Source organism: Neorhizobium sp. T6_25, assembly GCF_002968555.1.
Classification (GTDB): domain Bacteria; phylum Pseudomonadota; class Alphaproteobacteria; order Rhizobiales; family Rhizobiaceae; genus Neorhizobium.
The window spans coordinates 18,090-35,104 of sequence record NZ_PVBL01000035.1; the positions used below are offsets into that span (position 1 = coordinate 18,090).

A 17,015-nucleotide genomic window follows, 5' to 3' on the forward strand; every position below is an offset into this window, starting at 1 on the left:
CCTAAATTTATGTGCCTTCAGCATATAATTGTCAACGGCACTCTGATGCGCAGTGCAAAGAACGGTTGGAAAGCCTCATGGGCTTTGATATGTTTCATGCCATGACGACGAAGAGCCTTTTGAAAGAGAAACCCGCTGCCGCCTCGCCTTCCCCCGAGGACGTGGCCCGCGTGAGCGAAACGCTGGGACGGATGCGGATCCTGATCGGCCGGCGGATCATCGGCCGCACGGCAATCGCCAATATCGCGCCGGGCTTGGAAATCTCGCATCTCGACGTGCTCGACGTGATGCGCCGGATCGAAGGCGAGGTGACGGTCGGTGCTATCGCCGAGGCGATGCGCATCGACCCCTCGCGCGGCAGCCGGCTGGTGGCCGATCTCGTCGCCCGCGGCATCCTGCGCCGCGACGCTTCGCAGACGGACGGCCGCCGCTCGCTGGTTGTGCGCACCGATTTCGGCGACAGCTTGCTGGCCGAGATCCGCACCGTCAAACGCACGCTGCTGGCACGGGTCCTGGAGGACTGGCCGGAAGACGAACTCAACGCCTTTTCGGTGCTGTTCGAAAAGTTCGTGTCGAGTTTTGAGGAGATCTACGTGGCACCGGAAAAGCCGCCGGAGGGCGAGCTTTCCGAGGTGTCTCAGCCGATGCCATAGATTGCGCAGAAAGTTTTACTCCAGTATAATTTTAGCTAGAAACTGGAGGCAGGCGCATGAATGTTTCGATCGATGCCCGCTGGGAAAAATTCATCGAGGAAGCCGTCCAAGACGGCCGCTACGGCTCGGCGAGCGACGTGGTGCGCGAGGGGCTGCGACTAGTGCAGGAGCGCGAATCGAAGCTTTCGGCGCTGAGGGACACTATTCAAAGCTCAATTGCAGCGGGTGGAAGCCACACCGACGAAGAAGTTGAGGCCTTTCTCGACGCAGAGGCAGAAAAGCTTGCCAAGGAAGGCTTTTGATTGCCCCAACTTCGCTATCTCGGCAGCGCTCGCTTAGATCTTGCACAGATCCAAGCTTATATTACGCGAGAAAGCGGCAACCCAGCCACGGGACGTGGCTTTGCAAGGCAATTACGGCTGAAATGCGTGAGGCTTGCCGGCCTTCCAGGTAAAATGGGACGTGCTCGCGACGAGCTTGATACCGCCATCAGAAGCATGGCTTTTCGCGGCTATGTAATCTTTTTTCGCTACGTTGGCGACGAATTCCAGGTTGTCAGCATCCTCGAAGGTCATCGGGATGTGGCAAAACATTTCGGCACGGATGCCGAAACAGAGAGCGAGGATTAAATCCCCTCGCCTCCGGAAACACGCAGGCGATCTCGGCCCAGATCCTTGGCTTCGTACATGGCGCGGTCGGCGCGGGCGAGCAGGTCTTCCGGCGTATCGCCGTCCTGCGGGAAAAAGGCGACGCCCATGCTGCAGGTGGCGGTGACGCTCTTGCCGTCGATGACGATGGGTTTCGAGATCGCGGTCCGCAATTCCTGAAGCCGGCGCACCAGGCCGAGTTCGTCCTGACTGACATTGCTGAAGACGATCGCGAACTCGTCGCCGCCAAGGCGAACCAGAAGATCGGTGACGCGGACGCAGTTGACCATGCGCCACGACAGCGTTTTCAACACCTCGTCGCCGGCCGCGTGCCCCAGCGTATCGTTGATCTGCTTGAAATTGTCGAGGTCGAGATAGGCGACCGTGACCTTGCGTTTCTCGCGGCGGGCCTCATGCAGGGCACGGCTGAACTGCGCCCAGAACAGCGTGCGGTTCGGAAGGCTGGTCAGCGGATCGTGATGGGCCATGTGCTGGATGCGCTCTTCCGCGCGGGCGCGTTCGATGGCGATGCCGGCGATGTCGGTCGCCATCGCCGTCAGTTCGAGTTCGAGCTCGGTCGGTTCGCGCGGCGCATCCGAATACAGAGCGAACGTGCCCAGCACCAACCCGTCGGCGCTCATGATCGGCGTCGACCAACAGGAGCGGAAGCCGAACCTCAGGGCCAGTTCGCGATAATTGTCCCAGAGCGGATCGGCCAGCACATCCTTGACGAAGACGGGTTCGCGCCGCCAGGCGGCCGTGCCGCAGGAGCCGACCTTCGGGCCGATCTCGATGCCATCGATCAGCCTCACATAATCGGGCGGAAGGCGGGTCGCCGCGCCGTGGCGCAGCCGGTCCGCACCCTCTTCGAGAAGCAGGACCGAGGCGATGACGTCGTCCAGTTCCTCTTCGACCGTTTTGACGATCGCATCCAGAACCGCCGACAAAGGCTGGCCCCGGGCGACCATTTCGAGAAGGCGCGCATGGCCGTGCCGGCGGTCGTCCTGGCGTTTGCGCTCGGTAATGTCGCGTGAAATCCCGACCAGGCCGACGATCTGGCCGTGAACATCGCGCAGCGGCATTTTTGAGGTGGTGAGACAGAGCATACGGCCGTCGCCGAGCTTGACGCGTTCCTCTCGGCCGTCGATCGCCACGCCGGTCGACATGATCTCCTGTTCGACGAGAAACAGTTCGCGTGCGGTTTCATGATCAAGAATATCGAAATCGGTCTTGCCGATCAGGTCGTTGCCTTTGTGCAGCTTGCTGCTGCGCCCGGCTGCAGCATTGGCAAAGACGAAGCGGCCGCGACGGTCCTTTACGTAAATGAAGTCCGGAAGCTGATCGAGAAGGGTGCGGGTTTCAAGTTCGCGGGTGGCCAGCGCGATGTCGAGGTCTATCTCGCTGTCAGCGGAAACGCGCAGGAGGCGGCTGCAGAGTTCGTCCAGCGGATCGACAAAAGTCAAGGGCATGCTATGCGACATGGGGCCCGCCATCCGAGTGCCTCCTTTTCATTTTCCAAAGAAAATACGCGGGAACTCGCGCCAAGTGCCGTGTAGCATGGGGGAGAATTCCTTATCGTTGCTTAAAATCATTGTGAAACTGCCATGATTGAAGCTTCAAAAGAAGCCTTTTTTACTCAATCAATCGGAACCTTTGAGCATAGTAACAATATAAAGGACCGGCATGGAAAATGCTTTATTGACGCAGAGGAGACGCGCTGGATGATTTCGAGACGCACGGCATTGACGATGATCGCGGGTGCGGCGGCGGCAGGAGCCGTGCCTCGGCCCGTCCTCGCCGCCGCCCAGGGCTTTTCGACGATCGACCTGCGCGGCTCGATCGATGCCGGCGCCCACGGCGTCACCCCGGACGGCGGCGACAAGCAGAACCGCAAGCTCGCGGAGATCATCGCCAAGGCGGCGCGCCAGAACATGCCGGTCTTCCTGCCGCCCGGGAACTATCCGGTGTCCAATCTCGATCTGCCAGAGGGCACCCGCATGACCGGCGTGGCCGGGGCTTCCCGGCTCGTCTATTCCGGTGGCGGGCGGATGCTGACGGCCGACGGGGCGCGCCGAATCGAGCTTTCCAACATCGTCATCGACGGGGCGAACCGCGGGCTCGACGACCAGAGCCCAGCGCTCGTCACCATGCGCGGCATCCGTGAGATCATCATCGACAACTGCGAGATCACCGGTGCGCGCAAGACAGCCGTGCAACTCGAACGCTGCGGCGGGCGGATCGAGCGGAGCCGCATTTCAGGAGCCGCCGAATACGGCCTCTATGCGGTCGAGAGCACCGGGCTTTCGGTCACCGGCAATACGGTCTCCGACTGCGACAATGGCGGCATCCTCATCCACCGCTGGAGCAAGGGCTCCGACGGCACGATCGTTTCCGGCAACCGTATCTCCAGGATCGGCGCCACCAATGGCGGCACCGGCCAGTTCGGCAATGCGATCAACCTGTTCCGGGCCGACAATGTGATGGTCACCGGCAACCAGATCTCGCATTCGGCCTTCTCGGCGATCCGCGCCAACAGCGCCTCGAACGCGCATTTCGCCAACAATACATGCCTGGCCTCCGGCGAGACGGCGATCTATGCGGAATTCGCCTTCGAGGGCGCGCTGGTCTCGGGCAATATCGTCGACGGCGCAGCGAACGGCATTTCGGTCGTCAATTTCAACGAAGGCGGCCGGCTTGCGACCGTCGCCGGCAATATCGTCCGCAACCTTACCCCCACAGGCCCCTATGTGCTCGACGGAGCGATCTTTGGCGTCGGCATCAGCGTCGAGGCAGACACCGCGGTAACCGGTAATGTCATCGAGAATGTGCCGCTCTGGGGTATGGCGCTCGGTTTCGGGCCATACCTGCGCAACGTGCTCGCCAGCAACAACATCGTCCGGCAGGCGAAGGTCGGTTGTGCGGTGACGGTGGTCGAAGGCGCCGGCGGAGCGCTGATTTCCGGCAACCTGTTCGAGGCGGTAAAGGACGGCGCGGTGATCGGCCACCGGTGGAAGACGCCTTCCACGACCGAACTGGCTCGCGGAGACGGTCAGGCCCAGGGGTTCAAGCATCTGACGATCGCGAACAACCGGATTGTTTAGTCGAGATCGCTGGAAGCGTCGCCGAAGTCGATATTGCGGCCGCGATGGAAGATGCGGGCGATAACGACGACATCGCCTTTAACCTGAAACGCGATGGTCGCTTTGCGCCGGTATCCGACGAGGCGCAGGCCCGGCCTTTTGTCGGAGAAAACGCCGCGTTCGGGAAAGGTTTCAAAGGAGTAACAGTAGTCGATTAACCGATCGACGTATCGCTTGGCAACTTTCTCCCCCGCGGCCGGTACCAGATACTCCAAGAGCTCCGCGACGTCCTCTTCGGCATCATCCGAGAACAAGACCGTATACTTCATGCCTCTGGATCGACCAGTTTGTCGACGCGGGCATGCAGCCTTCTACGTGCTTCCTCAAGCGGCATGACCTTGGAGGGATCCGCTTCGATCTCATCCAGCGTCGGAACCACCTCCTCCACCAACCACTTCTCGATTGCCGCATCGCGGGCGAGCAGCGTGCGCAAGCCGTCGCGGATGACTTCGCTTTCGGTGGCATATTCGCCGGAAGCGACCTTGGCCTTGACCATCTGCGCCATTTCGAGCGGCAGGGTGATGCTGAGCGACTGGGTTGTGCGCATGATCGGCTCCTTTCCAAGAAATCGGACACGATTAAATCCTATCGAAAACTTTCATGGTCGTCCAACGCGGATTGGTCTTCCGTTTTGGGCGGCCTGCCCGTAGCTTGCGCTCGCATTTCCTGGAGGGACTTTAATGCTGAAAATATATGGTGTTTACCGTTCGCGCGCCACGCGGCCGCTGTGACTCATCGAGGAACTGGGTATTCCTTTCGAACTTATTCCGATCATCCAAGGCTACCGCCTGCCCGAACCGATGGCGCCGGGTGCGCCGGTCAACACGCTGTCGCCGGAATTCCTGAGCATCAACCCGATGGGCTCGATCCCGTCGATGGACGATGACGGTTTCGTGCTGCACGAGTCGCTGGCGATCACGCTCTATCTCGCCCGCAAATACGGCGGCGAACTCGGCCCGAAGGATATTGCCGAGGAGGGCCAGATGGTCCAGTGGTCGCTGTTCGGCGCGACCAGCGTCGAGACGCCGGCTCTGAAGATCTCCGCCACGATCGCCGGCGGAAGGGCGGAAACGGAAGAAGGCAAGGCCGACATCGAGGTTGCGGCCCGCACCCTGAAGCGGCCCTTCGACGTGCTCGAAAAGCACCTGTCCCAGACCAGCCACATGGTCGGCGGCCGTTTCACCGTGGCGGATATCAATGTCGGAGAAGTCGTGCGTTATGCGCAAGGATATGCGCCGCTGTTCGACAGCCGCCCGGCCTTGAAGGCCTGGATCGAGGCCGCACAGGCCCGCCCCGGCTTCAAGGCAATGTGGGACAAGCGGACCGCCGAACCGGCGTAACGCTTTACTTCCGGCTTTCCGTGAGCGGCGGCAGCTCCGTCTTCAGCCAATCCCGGAAAGCCCTGACCTTCGCCGGCGCCCGAGCGCCGGCGCGGGTGACGAGATAGTGTCCCATGCCGGTGCGTGCCCGGATCGAAAACGGCTCGACCAGCCGCCCCTGTTCCAGCGCGTAGGTCGCCAGCGTATGCCATGCGAGCATCACGCCCTGGCCCGCAATCGTCGCATCCAGGCAGAGCGAGGCGTCGTTGAACACATGGCGCGTCGCCATGCCGGCGCCGGACAATCCCGCTTCGTTCAGCCAGATCTCCCAGGAGAACATCGAGGGGCCATCGATGATCGCCGGCAGTTTCAGGATATCCTTCGGCTCCTTCAGCTTTTCTGCAAGCGCGGGCGAGCAGACCGGAAAGACCGTCTGCTCGATCAGCAGTTCGGCATCGACGCCTGGCCAGCTGCCCGGCCCGACGCGGATGCCGAGATCGATGTCGTCGACACCAAGATCGGCGAGCCTGGTCGTCGCGTCGATGCGCAGGCGGATTTCCGGGTGCAGGCTCGAGAACCGATCGAGCCGGTGGACGAGGAACCGGGCTGCAAACACGGGTGCGACGGAGATGGTCAACAGCGCATCGTCCTGCCGCCTGCCGATCGCCACCGCTTGCGAAAGCGCATGGAAACCTTCGCTCAATCGGGCCAGCATCGGCCGCGCCGAATCGACCGGCATCATGCCCTTCGGCAAGCGTTGAAAGACCGGCTGGCCGAGCTGGGCTTCGGCCTTGATGACCTGCTGGCTGACGGCACCCACCGAGACGCCGAGCTCGTCGGCAGCCGCCTGCAGCGAGCCCAGGCGCCCGACTGCCTCCAGCGCCCGCAAGCCGTTGAGATGCACGAGGTTGAGATTGCTCATATAGCTTTTCTATAGCCATGCACTCAAGAACTCAATTGAAAAACCGCGCGGCAAGGCCGATGTTACGTCTGCAAATGGTCACATATTTGCGAGGTAACGGTCATGGCACCGCTGAAGATTTTCTTGAACTTGAAAGCCTGGTTGGAAACGACCGAGACATTGACGGACCTGCAGTCGAACGACCCGTTCCGTCATCCCGACATCCGCGCGATGGACCTTCGGCAACTCGCCGACCTGCCCTTCCCGCGCCCGCTTCAAGCCGATACGAACTGCAATAAGGCGCCTCTGGCGAAATGCGCCTGACGCTCCCATGATCCGCTTCCCGGCCAAGGGGCAAATCATGAGGCTGAGGTGAACCCGTATTCGAGCGGAAAAGCTTAATGCCGTCTTGCGGCGTCAGACCGCGGTCGCGGCAGCCTGTTCGGCCAGGGCGCGCTGTACGGCCGGGCGCTGTTTCATCCGCTCGTAGTGCGCGTTGACCTTCGGAAAATCCGCACGATCAAGCTTCATGTTCGCGAGCCAATCGGTCATCAGGTAGAGATAGGCATCGGCCACCGAATAGGCTTCCCCGAGCACATAGGGGCCTTCGAGCAACGAGGCCTCGATCACCTGAAAACAATCGTGAAAGACTTTTGGTGCCTTGGCCGCCATGTCGTCGAAGGAGGACTGGTTGTCCGCCCAGCGGTAACCGCGGCGCCAATGGGCGTAGGCGACATGCACCGTCGAGGCGATATAGGCGTTGAACGCCTGCATCTTGCCGAACAGGAACGGGTCATCGAGCGGTGCGAGCTTCGCCTCGGGTGCGGCCTGGGCGATGAAGGCGAGGATCGCGACGGACTCGGTGATGATCCCCCGGTCCGTTGCGAGTGCCGGGACGCGGCCCTTCGGATTGATCTTCAGATAGGCTTCCGACTGCTGTTCCTTGTCGGCGAACTTCACCCACTTGATCTCGTAGGGAAGACCGGATTCGGCAAGCGCGATGTGGCTGGCCAGCGAACAGGCGTTGGGCGAAAAGAACAGCGTATACATGAAAATCCTCCTTTGGACCGCGTGTGTTCTAGCACGGTTTTTTCAGGCTAGAAGTCCCAAACCAGCGATCAACTGACGCCCGGCACGTCCTCGAGCCGATGCCAGACCGGAATCCCGCGCTCGTTGGCGATCCGGACATCGTTGTCGGCACCCTTGGACGCACCCGGCAGGCGGAGGACGCCCTCGCAGAGCTGCAGCAGACGACCTGCGACCGGGTGAAAGATCTCTTCGTACAGGTCGTCGCCCACATGCTTTCCGCCGGCCGCATGCCAGACCGGCAGCGCCACCCATTCGCCGATCATCGGCACATGGCCAGCCTTGAACAGCGCATGCGACGGCGCTTCGAGCCGCTTCAGGTTCTCGGCCATCTTCTCGGGGTCGTCTCCGGTGCCGGAGCGGTAGGGGCCGGCGATCAAAATCAACATCTTCGTTTCTCCAACTTGTCCGCATTCATCGCGGAACTGCACGAACATGCCGGAAAACGCTTTACAATGTTTGCATTTCAGGCATATTTGCGCTTATTCATGCAATTCGTGCAGAGTCAAGAGCCATGCTGACAACCCAACGCAAGAGCCTCATCCTCGACATGCTGCGCCGGGAGGGGCAGGTCATCGCCAAACGGGCGGCGGAAGAGTTTTCGCTTTCGGAGGATACGATCCGGCGGGACCTTCGGGAGATGGCAGCGGAAGGCCTGCTGCGGCGGGTGCATGGGGGGGCGATGCCGATCTCTCCCGACCTGCCGGATTTTTCTGCTCGGCGGGCGGTATCGTCGGATGTGAAGCAGCGGCTAGGCAGGGCTGCGGCTGATATGGTGAAGCCGGGCCAGACGATCTTTCTGGACGGCGGCACGTCGACTGCCGAGATCGCCCGCGCCCTGCCCCGCGACTTTGCCTTCACGGTCGTCACTCACAGCCCGACGATCGCGGCGGAACTCGAACACCATCCGACAGTGGAGGTGATCCTGATCGGCGGGCGGCTCTACAAACATTCGATGGTCGCGACGGGTGCGGCGGCAATGGCGCAGATCGCGCTGATGCGGCCGGACATATTCTTCCTCGGCGTCACCGCCGTGCATCCGGCCCGCGGACTTTCGACCGGCGATTTCGAGGAGGCGGCGATCAAGCGCCACATCGCCGCCTGTTCCACAGAGACTATCACGCTCGTGACAGTGGAAAAGCTGGATGCGGCCTCGCCACACGTCATCATGCCGGTTTCGGCATTGTCGGGGATGATCGTGCAGGAGGACATCGACGAGGAGCGGCTGGCGTCCTACAGGGCTCTGGGGATCGCCTTGCTGGAAGCCTGAGGCCTGTCGTCGAGAGGCGGCCCAGGCCGTTTTCTCACCAATGCGCGGCAGACCACGCGAAAACAATCGACAAAAACACGGCGGATTGCGGCGTTCCGCAATTGGCGGGCGAGCCGTCCGTGATGCCTTATCACATCGGATGTCACAACAGGCTGGGGGGCCTCCTGCCGCTTCGGAAACAGGCGTGCGTATATCATTTCGCTTCCGCCTTCCTTTGCCGGGAGGAGAGCAATCGCGAGAGGAAGACAGTGACGATCATAGGGCGGGCTCCTCTAAACACCGGGAACCGACACGCGGGGTCACGTCGTGGGCGATCCGGTCCGCTCCGGTAGAGGATGAGCGCCGCTCAACTATAAATCAAATGCATTGTTTCTATAATGATTATGTCTCGGACGAGGAGCCCTCGAGCCTCTTGGTCAAGGCGCTTGCCAGTCGATCGACCGCCGGGTCGAAGCGTCTCGGCATAGCGCTGCGGACCAGGGTGACGGTTGCGGGGATGACGAAATCCATCACGGACAGGATCTGCCGGCCTTCGCGATGCGGGCTGTGCTCGAACAAACGGCGCGGGACGAGCGCAAGACCTCCCGCCTTGGACAGAAGCGACAGCTGAAGATCCTCTCCGAAAATCTCGGCAGCGATTCGCATGGAAAGCTGCTGGCGATCGAAAGATCGTTCCAACGCTGCACGACATCCACATCCCGACGGATTGAGAAACCAGTCTTCTTCGGCCAAATCCCGCAAGCGCCACGGACTGCCGTCCCGTTTTGTCGGGAGCCGCGACGCGGAAACCACGACGACCTGTTCCGCTCCGAGCGCAACACGCTGCAGCCCGGCTGGGACCGTGTGGGCGTCGGTCAACAATCCGACGGCGCAATCGATGGCGCCACTCCGCACTTCCTCGATAAGGCCGATGCTCCAATTCGAACTGATCTGGAGCCGGAGGCGGGGGAAATCCTGCCGAAGCGTTTCCAGCGGCGTGCTGAGAACTATTTCTCCCAAGCCGTGAGCCACCCCGATCTTCAGTTCGCCGGCCGGATCGGCGGCGCTCGTCGTGCAGGCTTCCAGTTCCGTCACGGCAGCAAGCACGCGCCGGCAATGTTCGAGCACATGGCTGCCAAGCGCCGTCAGTATGGCGGGCTTCACCGTGCGATTGAAAAGAAGGCCTTCTCCCACGGCGATTTCGAAGCTTTGGATACGCCGCGTCATGGCAGGCTGGGTGAGATTGAGGCGTGCTGCCGCGCGACTCACCGAGCCCGTTTCCGCCACTGCCACGAAGGCCTCTATATCCTGAAGATTCATGCCCCTGATTTATAAACATCGGCGGATTATGCACAAGCAGGAAAGCCCGAGCGCGGCAGAGAAGAAACATCCTTCCGCTCGATGCGAGAGGGCGCTGTAAGTCCTACCCTGCCAGTGTCGATCTCACGCAAACAGCGCGTCGGTCACCCTCACGTCACCCACCTGGATGCCGTTCCAGTTCTTCATCGGCTTGTTCGCCATCGCCATCAGCTTTGTGTGCACCTCGCCGCCCTTTTCGAAATAACGGGCGATGAGGGCGAAGATCATGGCTTCGGCGGCGCGGGTGGTGCCGTCCTCGCATTTCACCGCCATGACGATGCCCTGGTCCGGCAGGGCGGCGACGAAGACGCCTTCGGCGCCGGTCTTGGCAAAAATCTTGCCGGGGGCGACTTCCATCAGCTTGGTGCAGGCGCGGTTGGTGCCGGCGACGTAAAAGGGCTCGGCCATGCAGGCATCCATCAGCCGGCGCGAGGCCTTGGCGCGTTCCGCCGACAGGGTGTTGCCGGTCGCCATTTTTGCAAAACCGTGGGCAAGGCCCTTCAGCGGCACCGCATAAGTCGGGATCGAGCAGCCGTCGGTGCCGCAGTTCTGGTGGCCGATGATGGCGCCGGTCAGGGTTTCCATCGTGCCGCGGATTTCGGCCTGCAGCGGATGGTCGTAATCGACATAGCCTTTGAGATTCATTCCCGTGTGGACGCAGGTGCAGACGAAGCCGGAATGTTTGCCGGAGCAGTTGTTGTGAAGTGCCGTCGGGGCCTCGATGGTGCGGGCCTGATGGATCAGCACCGCCTGTTCCGAGGACCAATGGGCGCCGCATTCGAGCGCGCTGTCGTCGCGGCCGGCTTTGCCCAGCATCGAAGCGGCCATCGCCACATGCGCGTCCTCGCCGGAGTGGGAGGCGCAGGCAAAGGCGAGTTCACGGTTGCCGAAGCCATAGGCGTCCGCCGCACCGCTTTCGATGAGCGGCAGCGCCTGCATGGCCTTGCTGGCGGAACGGGGGAAAACATGCGCGTCCGCCTCGCCGAACGAGAACAGCACCTTGCCGTCGCCATCCACCACGGCGCCGAGGCCGCGGTGACGGCTTTCGACCAGGTTGCCTCTAGTAACTTCGACGGTAACGGGGTTTTGCATGGTCTGTCCTGAAAATGCCGGTTTCAATGTGCCTATCGTCTGGCGATATCACAGGCTCTTAAACGAGTCCGGCGGGATTTTCATGGGGGACCGTATGAAATCGGTTAAGCGGTTATTTCTGGTCATCTTCATCGTTTACCTGGTTCCGACCTTCGCGTCGGCCGGGTTATGGGCGATCAAGGACCGGCCGTCGCGCTGGAGCGAGGCCCGCTGGTCGTCGGCGGGCATCCTGCCGAAGCCCGAGACAAGCAACGAAGCGGCAATATACGTCTTCTCGGCGATGACGGGAGGCATGAAGGGCGCGGTTGCAAGCCACGCCTGGATCGTCTTCAAGGAAAAAGGCGCGAAAACCTACACGCGCTTCGACAAGGTGGGCTGGGGCAATCCGATCCGCCGCAACGGCTATTCGCCTGACGCCTACTGGTATTCCAACACGCCGCAGTTGGTGACCTCGGTGACCGGCTCCAGGGCGGAACTGCTGATCCCCAAGATCGAGGGCGCGATCGTTGCCTACCCCTATGCCGAGCCGGGCGGCTACACGATCTGGCCGGGCCCGAACTCCAACACTTTCGTCGCCCATGTGCTGCGCAGCGTGCCGGAGCTCGATGCCGTGCTGCCGCCGCACGCAGTCGGGCGCGACTATCTGCCGGACGGCGAATTCATTCATGTGGACGACGACTGGCGCGACGTGCATGTGACCGTGCGCGGCCTCATCGGCCTGGCTGCCGGTGTGCGCAGCGGGTTCGAGGTGCATTTCCTGGGCCTGGTCGCAGGAGTCGATATCGCCAACCCCGGCATCAAGGTGCCAGCGCTTGGACGGATCGGGATTTAAGATGGCAGCTATGCATGAAATGCAAAACGCCCGCGGATGCGGGCGCTCGACATAACTTCATGTCAGATGGCGATCAGAAGCCGACGGCCTGACGCGCAACCCGGCGGATATCGCCCTGGGCGATGCCGAGATCGTTGAGTTCGCGCGGTGTCATACGGCCCAGTTCGGCAACCGTCTGACGATACTTGCGCCAATTGTTGAGAGTGCGTGCGACGTTCATGATGGTTCCCCTTTCCTGGGATTTTCGAAGCCCAGCTGCCAGTCCTTGGCGCTCTCGTTTGCTTCGATGACGCTTATATAAGCTCATCAAACGTGCACTGAAAGCGCCCACTTAGCAGGCCACCTATGCGAGGGGCGCATGGGTATTCTCATATTAGAAATAATGAAAAATGAAGAACCGCCGGCCGTCATTAAAGGGCTTCGAATGAAGGGCCATAAAATGGAAAAGGGCCGCTCGAGGCGACCCTTCCATGAGTTTGGTCCGGTTGAACGAACCCGGGGCGCTTCGCAGCGGCCCGAAGGAAGATGAGGTTCAGGCCGAGGGTTGCCCCGTCAAAACCGCCACCTTTCCATTGCCCGTTACACAGACCGAAATCTCACTAGACATTGGACCACCTTCCTTTCACTACGTTGATGATGATTAGAAGTTAGGGGCCAAAGCCTGAGTCTGCAAGCCACGTTATATAAACGATCGCGAATTTAATTGAGTTGCGGAAGCGACCATCCGCCCCTAGAATTCGCCAGCTTCGATCGAGGCAGATTCCCTCCCTCAGCTCAACGTCACAACGATCTTGCCGATATGTCTGCTGGTTTCCATCAGCTTGTGGGCCTCGACGACGTCTGCGAACGGCAGGACGGAGTGGATGACCGGGGCGACCGTTCCGTCCTCCAGGAGCGGCCAGACCTGGGCCAGGAGATCGTCGCGGATGGCGCGTTTTTCGTCCGCGGTGCGCGGGCGCATGGTCGAGCCGGTGACGGTCAGGCGCTTGACCATGATCGGTGACAGGTTGACCTTTTCGGCGATGTTGCCGCCGAGGAAAGCGATGATCGACAGGCAGCCGTCCTTGGCGAGAACCGAGAGGTTCTTTTCGAGATACGCAGCGCCGATCATGTCGAGCACGACATCGACGCCCCGGCCGCCGGTTTCCGCCTTGATGACCTCGGCAAAGTCCTCGGTCTTGTAGTCGATGCCTCTCACGGCGCCGAGCTTTTCGCAGGCCTCGCATTTTTCCCTGGAGCCGCCCGTCGCATAAACCGTCGCGCCGAACGCCTTGGCGAGCTGGATGGCAGTCGTGCCGATGCCGCTGGTGCCGCCGTGAATCAGCACGCTCTCGCCTTCGGTCAGGCCCGCCATCTGGAACAGATTGGCCCATACGGTGAAGAAGGTTTCCGGCAGCGCCGCGGCTTTCACTGCGTCAAAACCCTTCGGCCATGGCAGAGCCTGCCCCGCCGGCACGACGCAATATTCCGCATAACCGCCGCCGTTTGCGAGCCCGCAGACTTTGTCGCCGGGCTTGAATTCGCTGACGCCCTCGCCGATTGCCACCACTTCGCCTGATATTTCCAGGCCGAGGATCGGGCTTGCATCCTTCGGCGGCGGATAGGCGCCCTTGCGCTGCTGCACGTCCGGGCGGTTGATACCGGCCGCCTCCACCTTGACCAGGATTTCGCCCGGCCGCACCGCCGGCAGCGGCCCCCTGGCAATGGTCATCACCTCCGGCTCTCCGAAGGACGGCAGATCGACGAAACGCATTTCGGTGGGAAGCGGCATGGCGGGACTCCTCTCAGTGCGGCCACCGACGGGATCGGTGATAGGCCTCCTGACTTAGGATAGTCGCCTTGCGATAGGAAGGCGGCGTTCCGCCGCCTAGGTCATTTTGTCTCGCCGAAACTTGCGAAAACGAGACCGCCATCGCTTTCCTTGGCCTCCGCCTTGACGGCGGCGATCTCCGAACCGATGCGGCCGACATCGTCGAGCAGCAGGCCCTGGGGCAGTTCGAGCACGCCGATCGAGCAGCGCAGCAGCGGGAAATCCCGCTCAGTGCCGGAGCGGTCGTGGCCGCGGATCTTGCCGGCGGCGCGTTCTTCCGGGGAATAGAGCTCGACGACATCGTCATGGAAATCGGAGAGCAGGCGTTCGAGGATTTCATTGAGCTCGTCGCGGGTCCAGCCGCGCACGCCGATGAAGAAGTCGTCGCCGCCGACATGGCCGAGGAAATCGCCGTCGGAGAAGAAATAACGCTTCACCAGGGCGGCGAACAGCGAGATCGCATGGTCGCCCATCTGGAAGCCGTAATGATCGTTGAACGGCTTGAAGTTGTCGAAGTCGCAATAACAGAAGAAGCGGGTCTCGTCGTCATCGCGACCGGTTTCCTGCATGAAGTCGCGGATGGCGCGATTGCCCGGCAGGCCGGTCAGCGGGTTCTGGTCCTGGGCGATCTTGAGCTGCTTTTCGTTGATGACCTTGATCAGCGAGGCGGCCGAGACGACACCCGCATAGCGCATGTTTTCGGTGAGGATGACGCAGGCGCTGTTTTCCATATTGGCAAACAGGGTCATCAGCTCCTCGGCTTCCGCGTCCAACCCAACGATCGGGGCGCGGTCGACGAAATGCGAGATCGAGCGCTCATAGACCTTGTTCTTCAGGAGGTCGCGGCCGAAAGGCTGATAGATATATTCCTTGAGGTGGTATTCGTTGATGACGCCGCGGGGCTCGCCGTTTGCATTCAGCACCGGGAAAAAGGCTTGGCGCGGATTGCGGCGGAACAGGTCGAAGACGCTGTCGATGCTCTGGTTCTCATAGACGGTCGGCAGGTGTTCGATCTGCTTGCGGATGAGGATTTCGTCGAGCGACTGGCTGGAGCGACGGGTACGGCCGATATCCGCGAGATAGGGGAAGGACGGCTGCAGTTCGGACACGAATGTGGTCGGCCGGGCAATGAACCAGCCCTGGACGAGATCGACGCCGTATTCGCGGCAGACGAGGAATTCCGCCTCCGTCTCGATGCCCTCGGCGATGACGCGGATGCCGAGCACGTGGGCGATGCTGACGATGTTCTTGACGAGGTGGCGCTTGCGCGGGTTCTTGTCGATGCCGGCGACGAAATGGCGGTCGATCTTCAGATAATCGACCGGATAGTCGCAGAGCAGTTTCATTTCGCCATGGCCGACGCCGAAATCGTCGATCGCCAGCTTGAAGCCTTCCTTCCGCATCTGGGTGACCAGATCTGCAAATTCCGGCACGCTGGTATTGTCGAAACGCTCGGAGAATTCGAAGCAGACGGAAGACGGAGCGATATTCGCCTTGCGCAGGTGCTGCACGACCTTTTCGAGGAAATGTTTGCCGTGGCGGATCAGCCGGACGTCGAGATTGAGAAACAGCGTCTGGGACGAGAAATCCGGCAGGCTGGCGAATTTCGCCAATGCCCGGGTTGCCATCATCTGTTCGAGTGCCAGAAGCTGGTTGGTCTCCTGGGCCTCATCGAGCAGTTCGAGCGGTGACGAGAAACCGATCCGTTCCTGGCCGCGCAGCAGCGATTCATAACCGAAGACGGACCCGGTGCCGACCTCGACGATCGGCTGGAAGGCATTTTCGAGTACCAATTTGGCCAGAGTGACAAGCTGATCGCTCGCATACCGACGGAAAACGCCCGATTCCAAGATGGCCGCAGACGACATTACTCATTACTCCACTGCGCAATGGCCTAAAACATGCCTCAACACGAACGTCAGGTTCCCAGCAATTGGTCAAAAATACCTTTCCCGAACATGAAGGTTGGATGAAAGTTTTGTGACGATGAAAAGCATTTTTATACAAGATTTTAGAGACTTAGCGTCAACTTTTGCGTGCCTCCTGGCTTGGCCGCAAGCGCGACCGCAATCAGGGCCCAGCCCTGCATCGTGAGGTCGATCGCGAGGAACAGGCCGAGGATCCAGAGGCTGTTCACCGGCCAGCCGAGAGCGATCACCAGGCCCCGCAAGCGCCGTTACGACGCCGCCGATAATGACCCAGCGAGAACCGCGCATCGGCCGCATCAACGGGTCAACGGCTCAAGGGGCCGATCATGCGGCATCGTGGAGCGGGCGGGCGCGCTCGATCCGCTCGATCTCCCTGGGGTCATGCATGGCTGTCCAGAGATCGTTACGCCGCTGGATATTCAGCCAGAAATCCGGGCTGTTGCCGAATACCCGCGCCAGAATGAGTGCGGTCGGGGCGGTCACGCTCCGGCGGCCGTTGCAGAGTTCATTGACGTGCTTGCGCTGCACACCCATAGCCTCTGCCAGCGCCGCCTGTGTAAGGCTCATCGGCACCATGAATTCTTCGACGAGGATTTCGCCGACCGTTACCGGTTTACGCTTGGTCGTCAGCATGTTGCACCTCACCTATAGCTATGGTCGTCGAGATAAATGTCGCGGGCCTCGCCCTTGGCTCCGTCCCAACGAAATACCAGCCGCCACTGCCTGTTGATCCGTATCGAGCAGAAGCCGTCGAGATTGCCCCGCAGCTTCTCGAAATGGTTGCTCGGCGGCACCCGCAAGTCCTGATCCGTCATTGAATCATCAATCATCTGAAGCTTGCGAAATAATCGACTTTCTATGTCGGAGGGAATTTTCTTCGCGTGTGCGTCAACGACAGAAAAGTCACGAAGCCAATCGTCCCGAAAGCTGATGATCATTCGCTACTCCCCGTGAGCCTATGTACCACTCTTCGGTACAAAACGTCAACGGCGCGCTTTT

21 protein-coding genes and 1 pseudogene are annotated in these 17,015 nt (G+C 61.0%); 8 read left to right on the forward strand and 14 right to left on the reverse strand.

The features are described 5' to 3' along the window. Positions 1 to 101 precede the first annotated feature (101 nt). Genes C5L10_RS30245 through C5L10_RS30255 form a run of 3 tightly spaced genes read left to right on the forward strand, consistent with a single transcriptional unit; the run spans position 102 to position 1,282 of the window. Positions 102 to 653, forward strand: a complete 552-nt coding sequence (locus C5L10_RS30245) for a MarR family winged helix-turn-helix transcriptional regulator (protein WP_105432753.1) — start codon at positions 102 to 104, stop codon at positions 651 to 653. A gap of 56 nt (positions 654 to 709) precedes the next feature. Then, a complete protein-coding gene (locus C5L10_RS30250; protein ID WP_105432710.1) occupies positions 710 to 955 on the forward strand; it encodes a type II toxin-antitoxin system ParD family antitoxin in 246 nt (81 codons plus the stop codon). Next, entirely contained in the window at positions 956 to 1,282 is a 327-nt protein-coding gene (locus C5L10_RS30255) for a type II toxin-antitoxin system RelE/ParE family toxin (RefSeq protein WP_105432711.1), read from the forward strand. It begins immediately after the preceding gene. Here the strand turns inward: C5L10_RS30255 and C5L10_RS30260 are convergent. Further along, positions 1,279 to 2,793, reverse strand: a complete 1,515-nt coding sequence (locus C5L10_RS30260) for a diguanylate cyclase domain-containing protein (RefSeq protein ID WP_105432712.1) — start codon at positions 2,791 to 2,793, stop codon at positions 1,279 to 1,281. The genes C5L10_RS30255 and C5L10_RS30260 overlap by 4 nt on opposite strands. 228 nt (positions 2,794 to 3,021) lie before the next feature. On the opposite strand from C5L10_RS30260, the gene C5L10_RS30265 reads away from it, so the two are divergent. Continuing rightward, on the forward strand, positions 3,022 to 4,401 hold the full coding sequence (locus C5L10_RS30265) for a TIGR03808 family TAT-translocated repetitive protein (protein ID WP_105432713.1): 1,380 nt from the start codon (positions 3,022 to 3,024) through the stop codon (positions 4,399 to 4,401). On the opposite strand, the gene C5L10_RS30270 is transcribed toward C5L10_RS30265, so the two are convergent. Both C5L10_RS30270 and C5L10_RS30275 read right to left on the reverse strand, forming a co-directional pair. Then, the gene (locus C5L10_RS30270) at positions 4,398 to 4,709 is read right to left on the reverse strand and encodes a type II toxin-antitoxin system RelE/ParE family toxin (RefSeq protein WP_105432714.1); all 312 of its coding nucleotides are present in this window, start codon (positions 4,707 to 4,709) and stop codon (positions 4,398 to 4,400) included. The genes C5L10_RS30265 and C5L10_RS30270 overlap by 4 nt on opposite strands. Continuing rightward, positions 4,706 to 4,987 (reverse strand): type II toxin-antitoxin system ParD family antitoxin, encoded by a 282-nt coding sequence (locus C5L10_RS30275; RefSeq protein ID WP_105401909.1) that lies wholly within the window; start codon positions 4,985 to 4,987, stop codon positions 4,706 to 4,708. The genes C5L10_RS30270 and C5L10_RS30275 overlap by 4 nt, the downstream gene beginning before the upstream one ends. Positions 4,988 to 5,174: 187 nt before the next feature. Between C5L10_RS30275 and C5L10_RS30280 the strand changes: the two genes are divergently transcribed. Next, positions 5,175 to 5,780: a glutathione S-transferase family protein gene (locus C5L10_RS30280; RefSeq protein ID WP_245448308.1), complete on the forward strand. Its 606-nt coding sequence runs from the start codon at positions 5,175 to 5,177 to the stop codon at positions 5,778 to 5,780. Between the two features lie 4 nt (positions 5,781 to 5,784). On the opposite strand, the gene C5L10_RS30285 is transcribed toward C5L10_RS30280, so the two are convergent. Further along, positions 5,785 to 6,681, reverse strand: a complete 897-nt coding sequence (locus C5L10_RS30285; RefSeq protein ID WP_105432715.1) for a LysR substrate-binding domain-containing protein — start codon at positions 6,679 to 6,681, stop codon at positions 5,785 to 5,787. A 102-nt stretch (positions 6,682 to 6,783) separates the two neighbouring features. Between C5L10_RS30285 and C5L10_RS30290 the strand changes: the two genes are divergently transcribed. Beyond that, entirely contained in the window at positions 6,784 to 6,984 is a 201-nt protein-coding gene (locus C5L10_RS30290) for a hypothetical protein (RefSeq protein WP_105401912.1), read from the forward strand. A 93-nt stretch (positions 6,985 to 7,077) separates the two neighbouring features. On the opposite strand, the gene C5L10_RS30295 is transcribed toward C5L10_RS30290, so the two are convergent. Continuing rightward, positions 7,078 to 7,710, reverse strand: coding sequence for a glutathione S-transferase family protein (locus C5L10_RS30295; protein ID WP_105432716.1), 633 nt, complete (start codon positions 7,708 to 7,710; stop codon positions 7,078 to 7,080). A 68-nt stretch (positions 7,711 to 7,778) separates the two neighbouring features. Further along, positions 7,779 to 8,135 (reverse strand): hypothetical protein, encoded by a 357-nt coding sequence (locus C5L10_RS30300; RefSeq protein WP_046641593.1) that lies wholly within the window; start codon positions 8,133 to 8,135, stop codon positions 7,779 to 7,781. Between the two features lie 125 nt (positions 8,136 to 8,260). Between C5L10_RS30300 and C5L10_RS30305 the strand changes: the two genes are divergently transcribed. Continuing rightward, positions 8,261 to 9,016, forward strand: coding sequence for a DeoR/GlpR family DNA-binding transcription regulator (locus C5L10_RS30305; RefSeq protein WP_105432717.1), 756 nt, complete (start codon positions 8,261 to 8,263; stop codon positions 9,014 to 9,016). A 381-nt stretch (positions 9,017 to 9,397) separates the two neighbouring features. Here C5L10_RS30305 and C5L10_RS30310 read toward each other — a convergent pair whose 3' ends face one another. Further along, positions 9,398 to 10,315, reverse strand: a complete 918-nt coding sequence (locus C5L10_RS30310) for a LysR family transcriptional regulator (RefSeq protein WP_105432718.1) — start codon at positions 10,313 to 10,315, stop codon at positions 9,398 to 9,400. Between the two features lie 123 nt (positions 10,316 to 10,438). Further along, positions 10,439 to 11,446, reverse strand: coding sequence for an asparaginase (locus C5L10_RS30315; RefSeq protein ID WP_105432719.1), 1,008 nt, complete (start codon positions 11,444 to 11,446; stop codon positions 10,439 to 10,441). 94 nt (positions 11,447 to 11,540) lie between these two features. Here C5L10_RS30315 and C5L10_RS30320 point away from each other — a divergent pair, with 94 nt between their 5' ends. After that, positions 11,541 to 12,278 carry a DUF3750 domain-containing protein gene (locus C5L10_RS30320; RefSeq protein ID WP_105432720.1) on the forward strand — a complete coding sequence of 246 codons (738 nt, stop codon included), beginning with the start codon at positions 11,541 to 11,543 and terminating at the stop codon, positions 12,276 to 12,278. 73 nt (positions 12,279 to 12,351) lie between these two features. On the opposite strand, the gene C5L10_RS30325 is transcribed toward C5L10_RS30320, so the two are convergent. From C5L10_RS30325 to C5L10_RS30350, 6 genes and pseudogenes are all read right to left on the reverse strand, one after another. Continuing rightward, positions 12,352 to 12,498: a DUF1127 domain-containing protein gene (locus C5L10_RS30325; protein ID WP_007751079.1), complete on the reverse strand. Its 147-nt coding sequence runs from the start codon at positions 12,496 to 12,498 to the stop codon at positions 12,352 to 12,354. 549 nt (positions 12,499 to 13,047) lie between these two features. Next, entirely contained in the window at positions 13,048 to 14,049 is a 1,002-nt protein-coding gene (locus C5L10_RS30330; RefSeq protein ID WP_105432721.1) for an NAD(P)H-quinone oxidoreductase, read from the reverse strand. 101 nt (positions 14,050 to 14,150) lie between these two features. Continuing rightward, complete coding sequence (locus tag C5L10_RS30335; RefSeq protein ID WP_105432722.1) at positions 14,151 to 15,956, reverse strand: bifunctional diguanylate cyclase/phosphodiesterase; 1,806 nt, start codon at positions 15,954 to 15,956, stop codon at positions 14,151 to 14,153. A 143-nt stretch (positions 15,957 to 16,099) separates the two neighbouring features. Beyond that, positions 16,100 to 16,310 (reverse strand): annotated as a pseudogene (locus C5L10_RS30340) (hypothetical protein); the annotation flags it as partial. Between the two features lie 30 nt (positions 16,311 to 16,340). Then, positions 16,341 to 16,649, reverse strand: coding sequence for a HigA family addiction module antitoxin (locus C5L10_RS30345; RefSeq protein ID WP_046664473.1), 309 nt, complete (start codon positions 16,647 to 16,649; stop codon positions 16,341 to 16,343). Between the two features lie 8 nt (positions 16,650 to 16,657). Further along, a complete protein-coding gene (locus C5L10_RS30350) occupies positions 16,658 to 16,954 on the reverse strand; it encodes a type II toxin-antitoxin system RelE/ParE family toxin (protein ID WP_105432723.1) in 297 nt (98 codons plus the stop codon). Between the last annotated feature and the right edge of the window lie 61 nt (positions 16,955 to 17,015).

What these genes read in the sequence shown, in the direction of transcription:
- C5L10_RS30245 (WP_105432753.1), top strand. Translation starts at nt 102, where the DNA reads ATGACGACGAAGAGCCTTTTGAAAGAGAAACCCGCTGCCGCCTCGCCT.
- C5L10_RS30250 (WP_105432710.1), top strand. Translation starts at nt 710, where the DNA reads ATGAATGTTTCGATCGATGCCCGCTGGGAAAAATTCATCGAGGAAGCC.
- C5L10_RS30260 (WP_105432712.1), bottom strand. Translation starts at nt 2,793, where the DNA reads ATGGCGGGCCCCATGTCGCATAGCATGCCCTTGACTTTTGTCGATCCG.
- C5L10_RS30265 (WP_105432713.1), top strand. Translation starts at nt 3,022, where the DNA reads ATGATTTCGAGACGCACGGCATTGACGATGATCGCGGGTGCGGCGGCG.
- C5L10_RS30270 (WP_105432714.1), bottom strand. Translation starts at nt 4,709, where the DNA reads ATGAAGTATACGGTCTTGTTCTCGGATGATGCCGAAGAGGACGTCGCG.
- C5L10_RS30275 (WP_105401909.1), bottom strand. Translation starts at nt 4,987, where the DNA reads ATGCGCACAACCCAGTCGCTCAGCATCACCCTGCCGCTCGAAATGGCG.
- C5L10_RS30285 (WP_105432715.1), bottom strand. Translation starts at nt 6,681, where the DNA reads ATGAGCAATCTCAACCTCGTGCATCTCAACGGCTTGCGGGCGCTGGAG.
- C5L10_RS30290 (WP_105401912.1), top strand. Translation starts at nt 6,784, where the DNA reads ATGGCACCGCTGAAGATTTTCTTGAACTTGAAAGCCTGGTTGGAAACG.
- C5L10_RS30295 (WP_105432716.1), bottom strand. Translation starts at nt 7,710, where the DNA reads ATGTATACGCTGTTCTTTTCGCCCAACGCCTGTTCGCTGGCCAGCCAC.
- C5L10_RS30300 (WP_046641593.1), bottom strand. Translation starts at nt 8,135, where the DNA reads ATGTTGATTTTGATCGCCGGCCCCTACCGCTCCGGCACCGGAGACGAC.
- C5L10_RS30305 (WP_105432717.1), top strand. Translation starts at nt 8,261, where the DNA reads ATGCTGACAACCCAACGCAAGAGCCTCATCCTCGACATGCTGCGCCGG.
- C5L10_RS30310 (WP_105432718.1), bottom strand. Translation starts at nt 10,315, where the DNA reads ATGAATCTTCAGGATATAGAGGCCTTCGTGGCAGTGGCGGAAACGGGC.
- C5L10_RS30315 (WP_105432719.1), bottom strand. Translation starts at nt 11,446, where the DNA reads ATGCAAAACCCCGTTACCGTCGAAGTTACTAGAGGCAACCTGGTCGAA.
- C5L10_RS30320 (WP_105432720.1), top strand. Translation starts at nt 11,541, where the DNA reads ATGAAATCGGTTAAGCGGTTATTTCTGGTCATCTTCATCGTTTACCTG.
- C5L10_RS30325 (WP_007751079.1), bottom strand. Translation starts at nt 12,498, where the DNA reads ATGAACGTCGCACGCACTCTCAACAATTGGCGCAAGTATCGTCAGACG.
- C5L10_RS30330 (WP_105432721.1), bottom strand. Translation starts at nt 14,049, where the DNA reads ATGCCGCTTCCCACCGAAATGCGTTTCGTCGATCTGCCGTCCTTCGGA.
- C5L10_RS30335 (WP_105432722.1), bottom strand. Translation starts at nt 15,956, where the DNA reads ATGTCGTCTGCGGCCATCTTGGAATCGGGCGTTTTCCGTCGGTATGCG.
- C5L10_RS30345 (WP_046664473.1), bottom strand. Translation starts at nt 16,649, where the DNA reads ATGCTGACGACCAAGCGTAAACCGGTAACGGTCGGCGAAATCCTCGTC.
- C5L10_RS30350 (WP_105432723.1), bottom strand. Translation starts at nt 16,954, where the DNA reads ATGATCATCAGCTTTCGGGACGATTGGCTTCGTGACTTTTCTGTCGTT.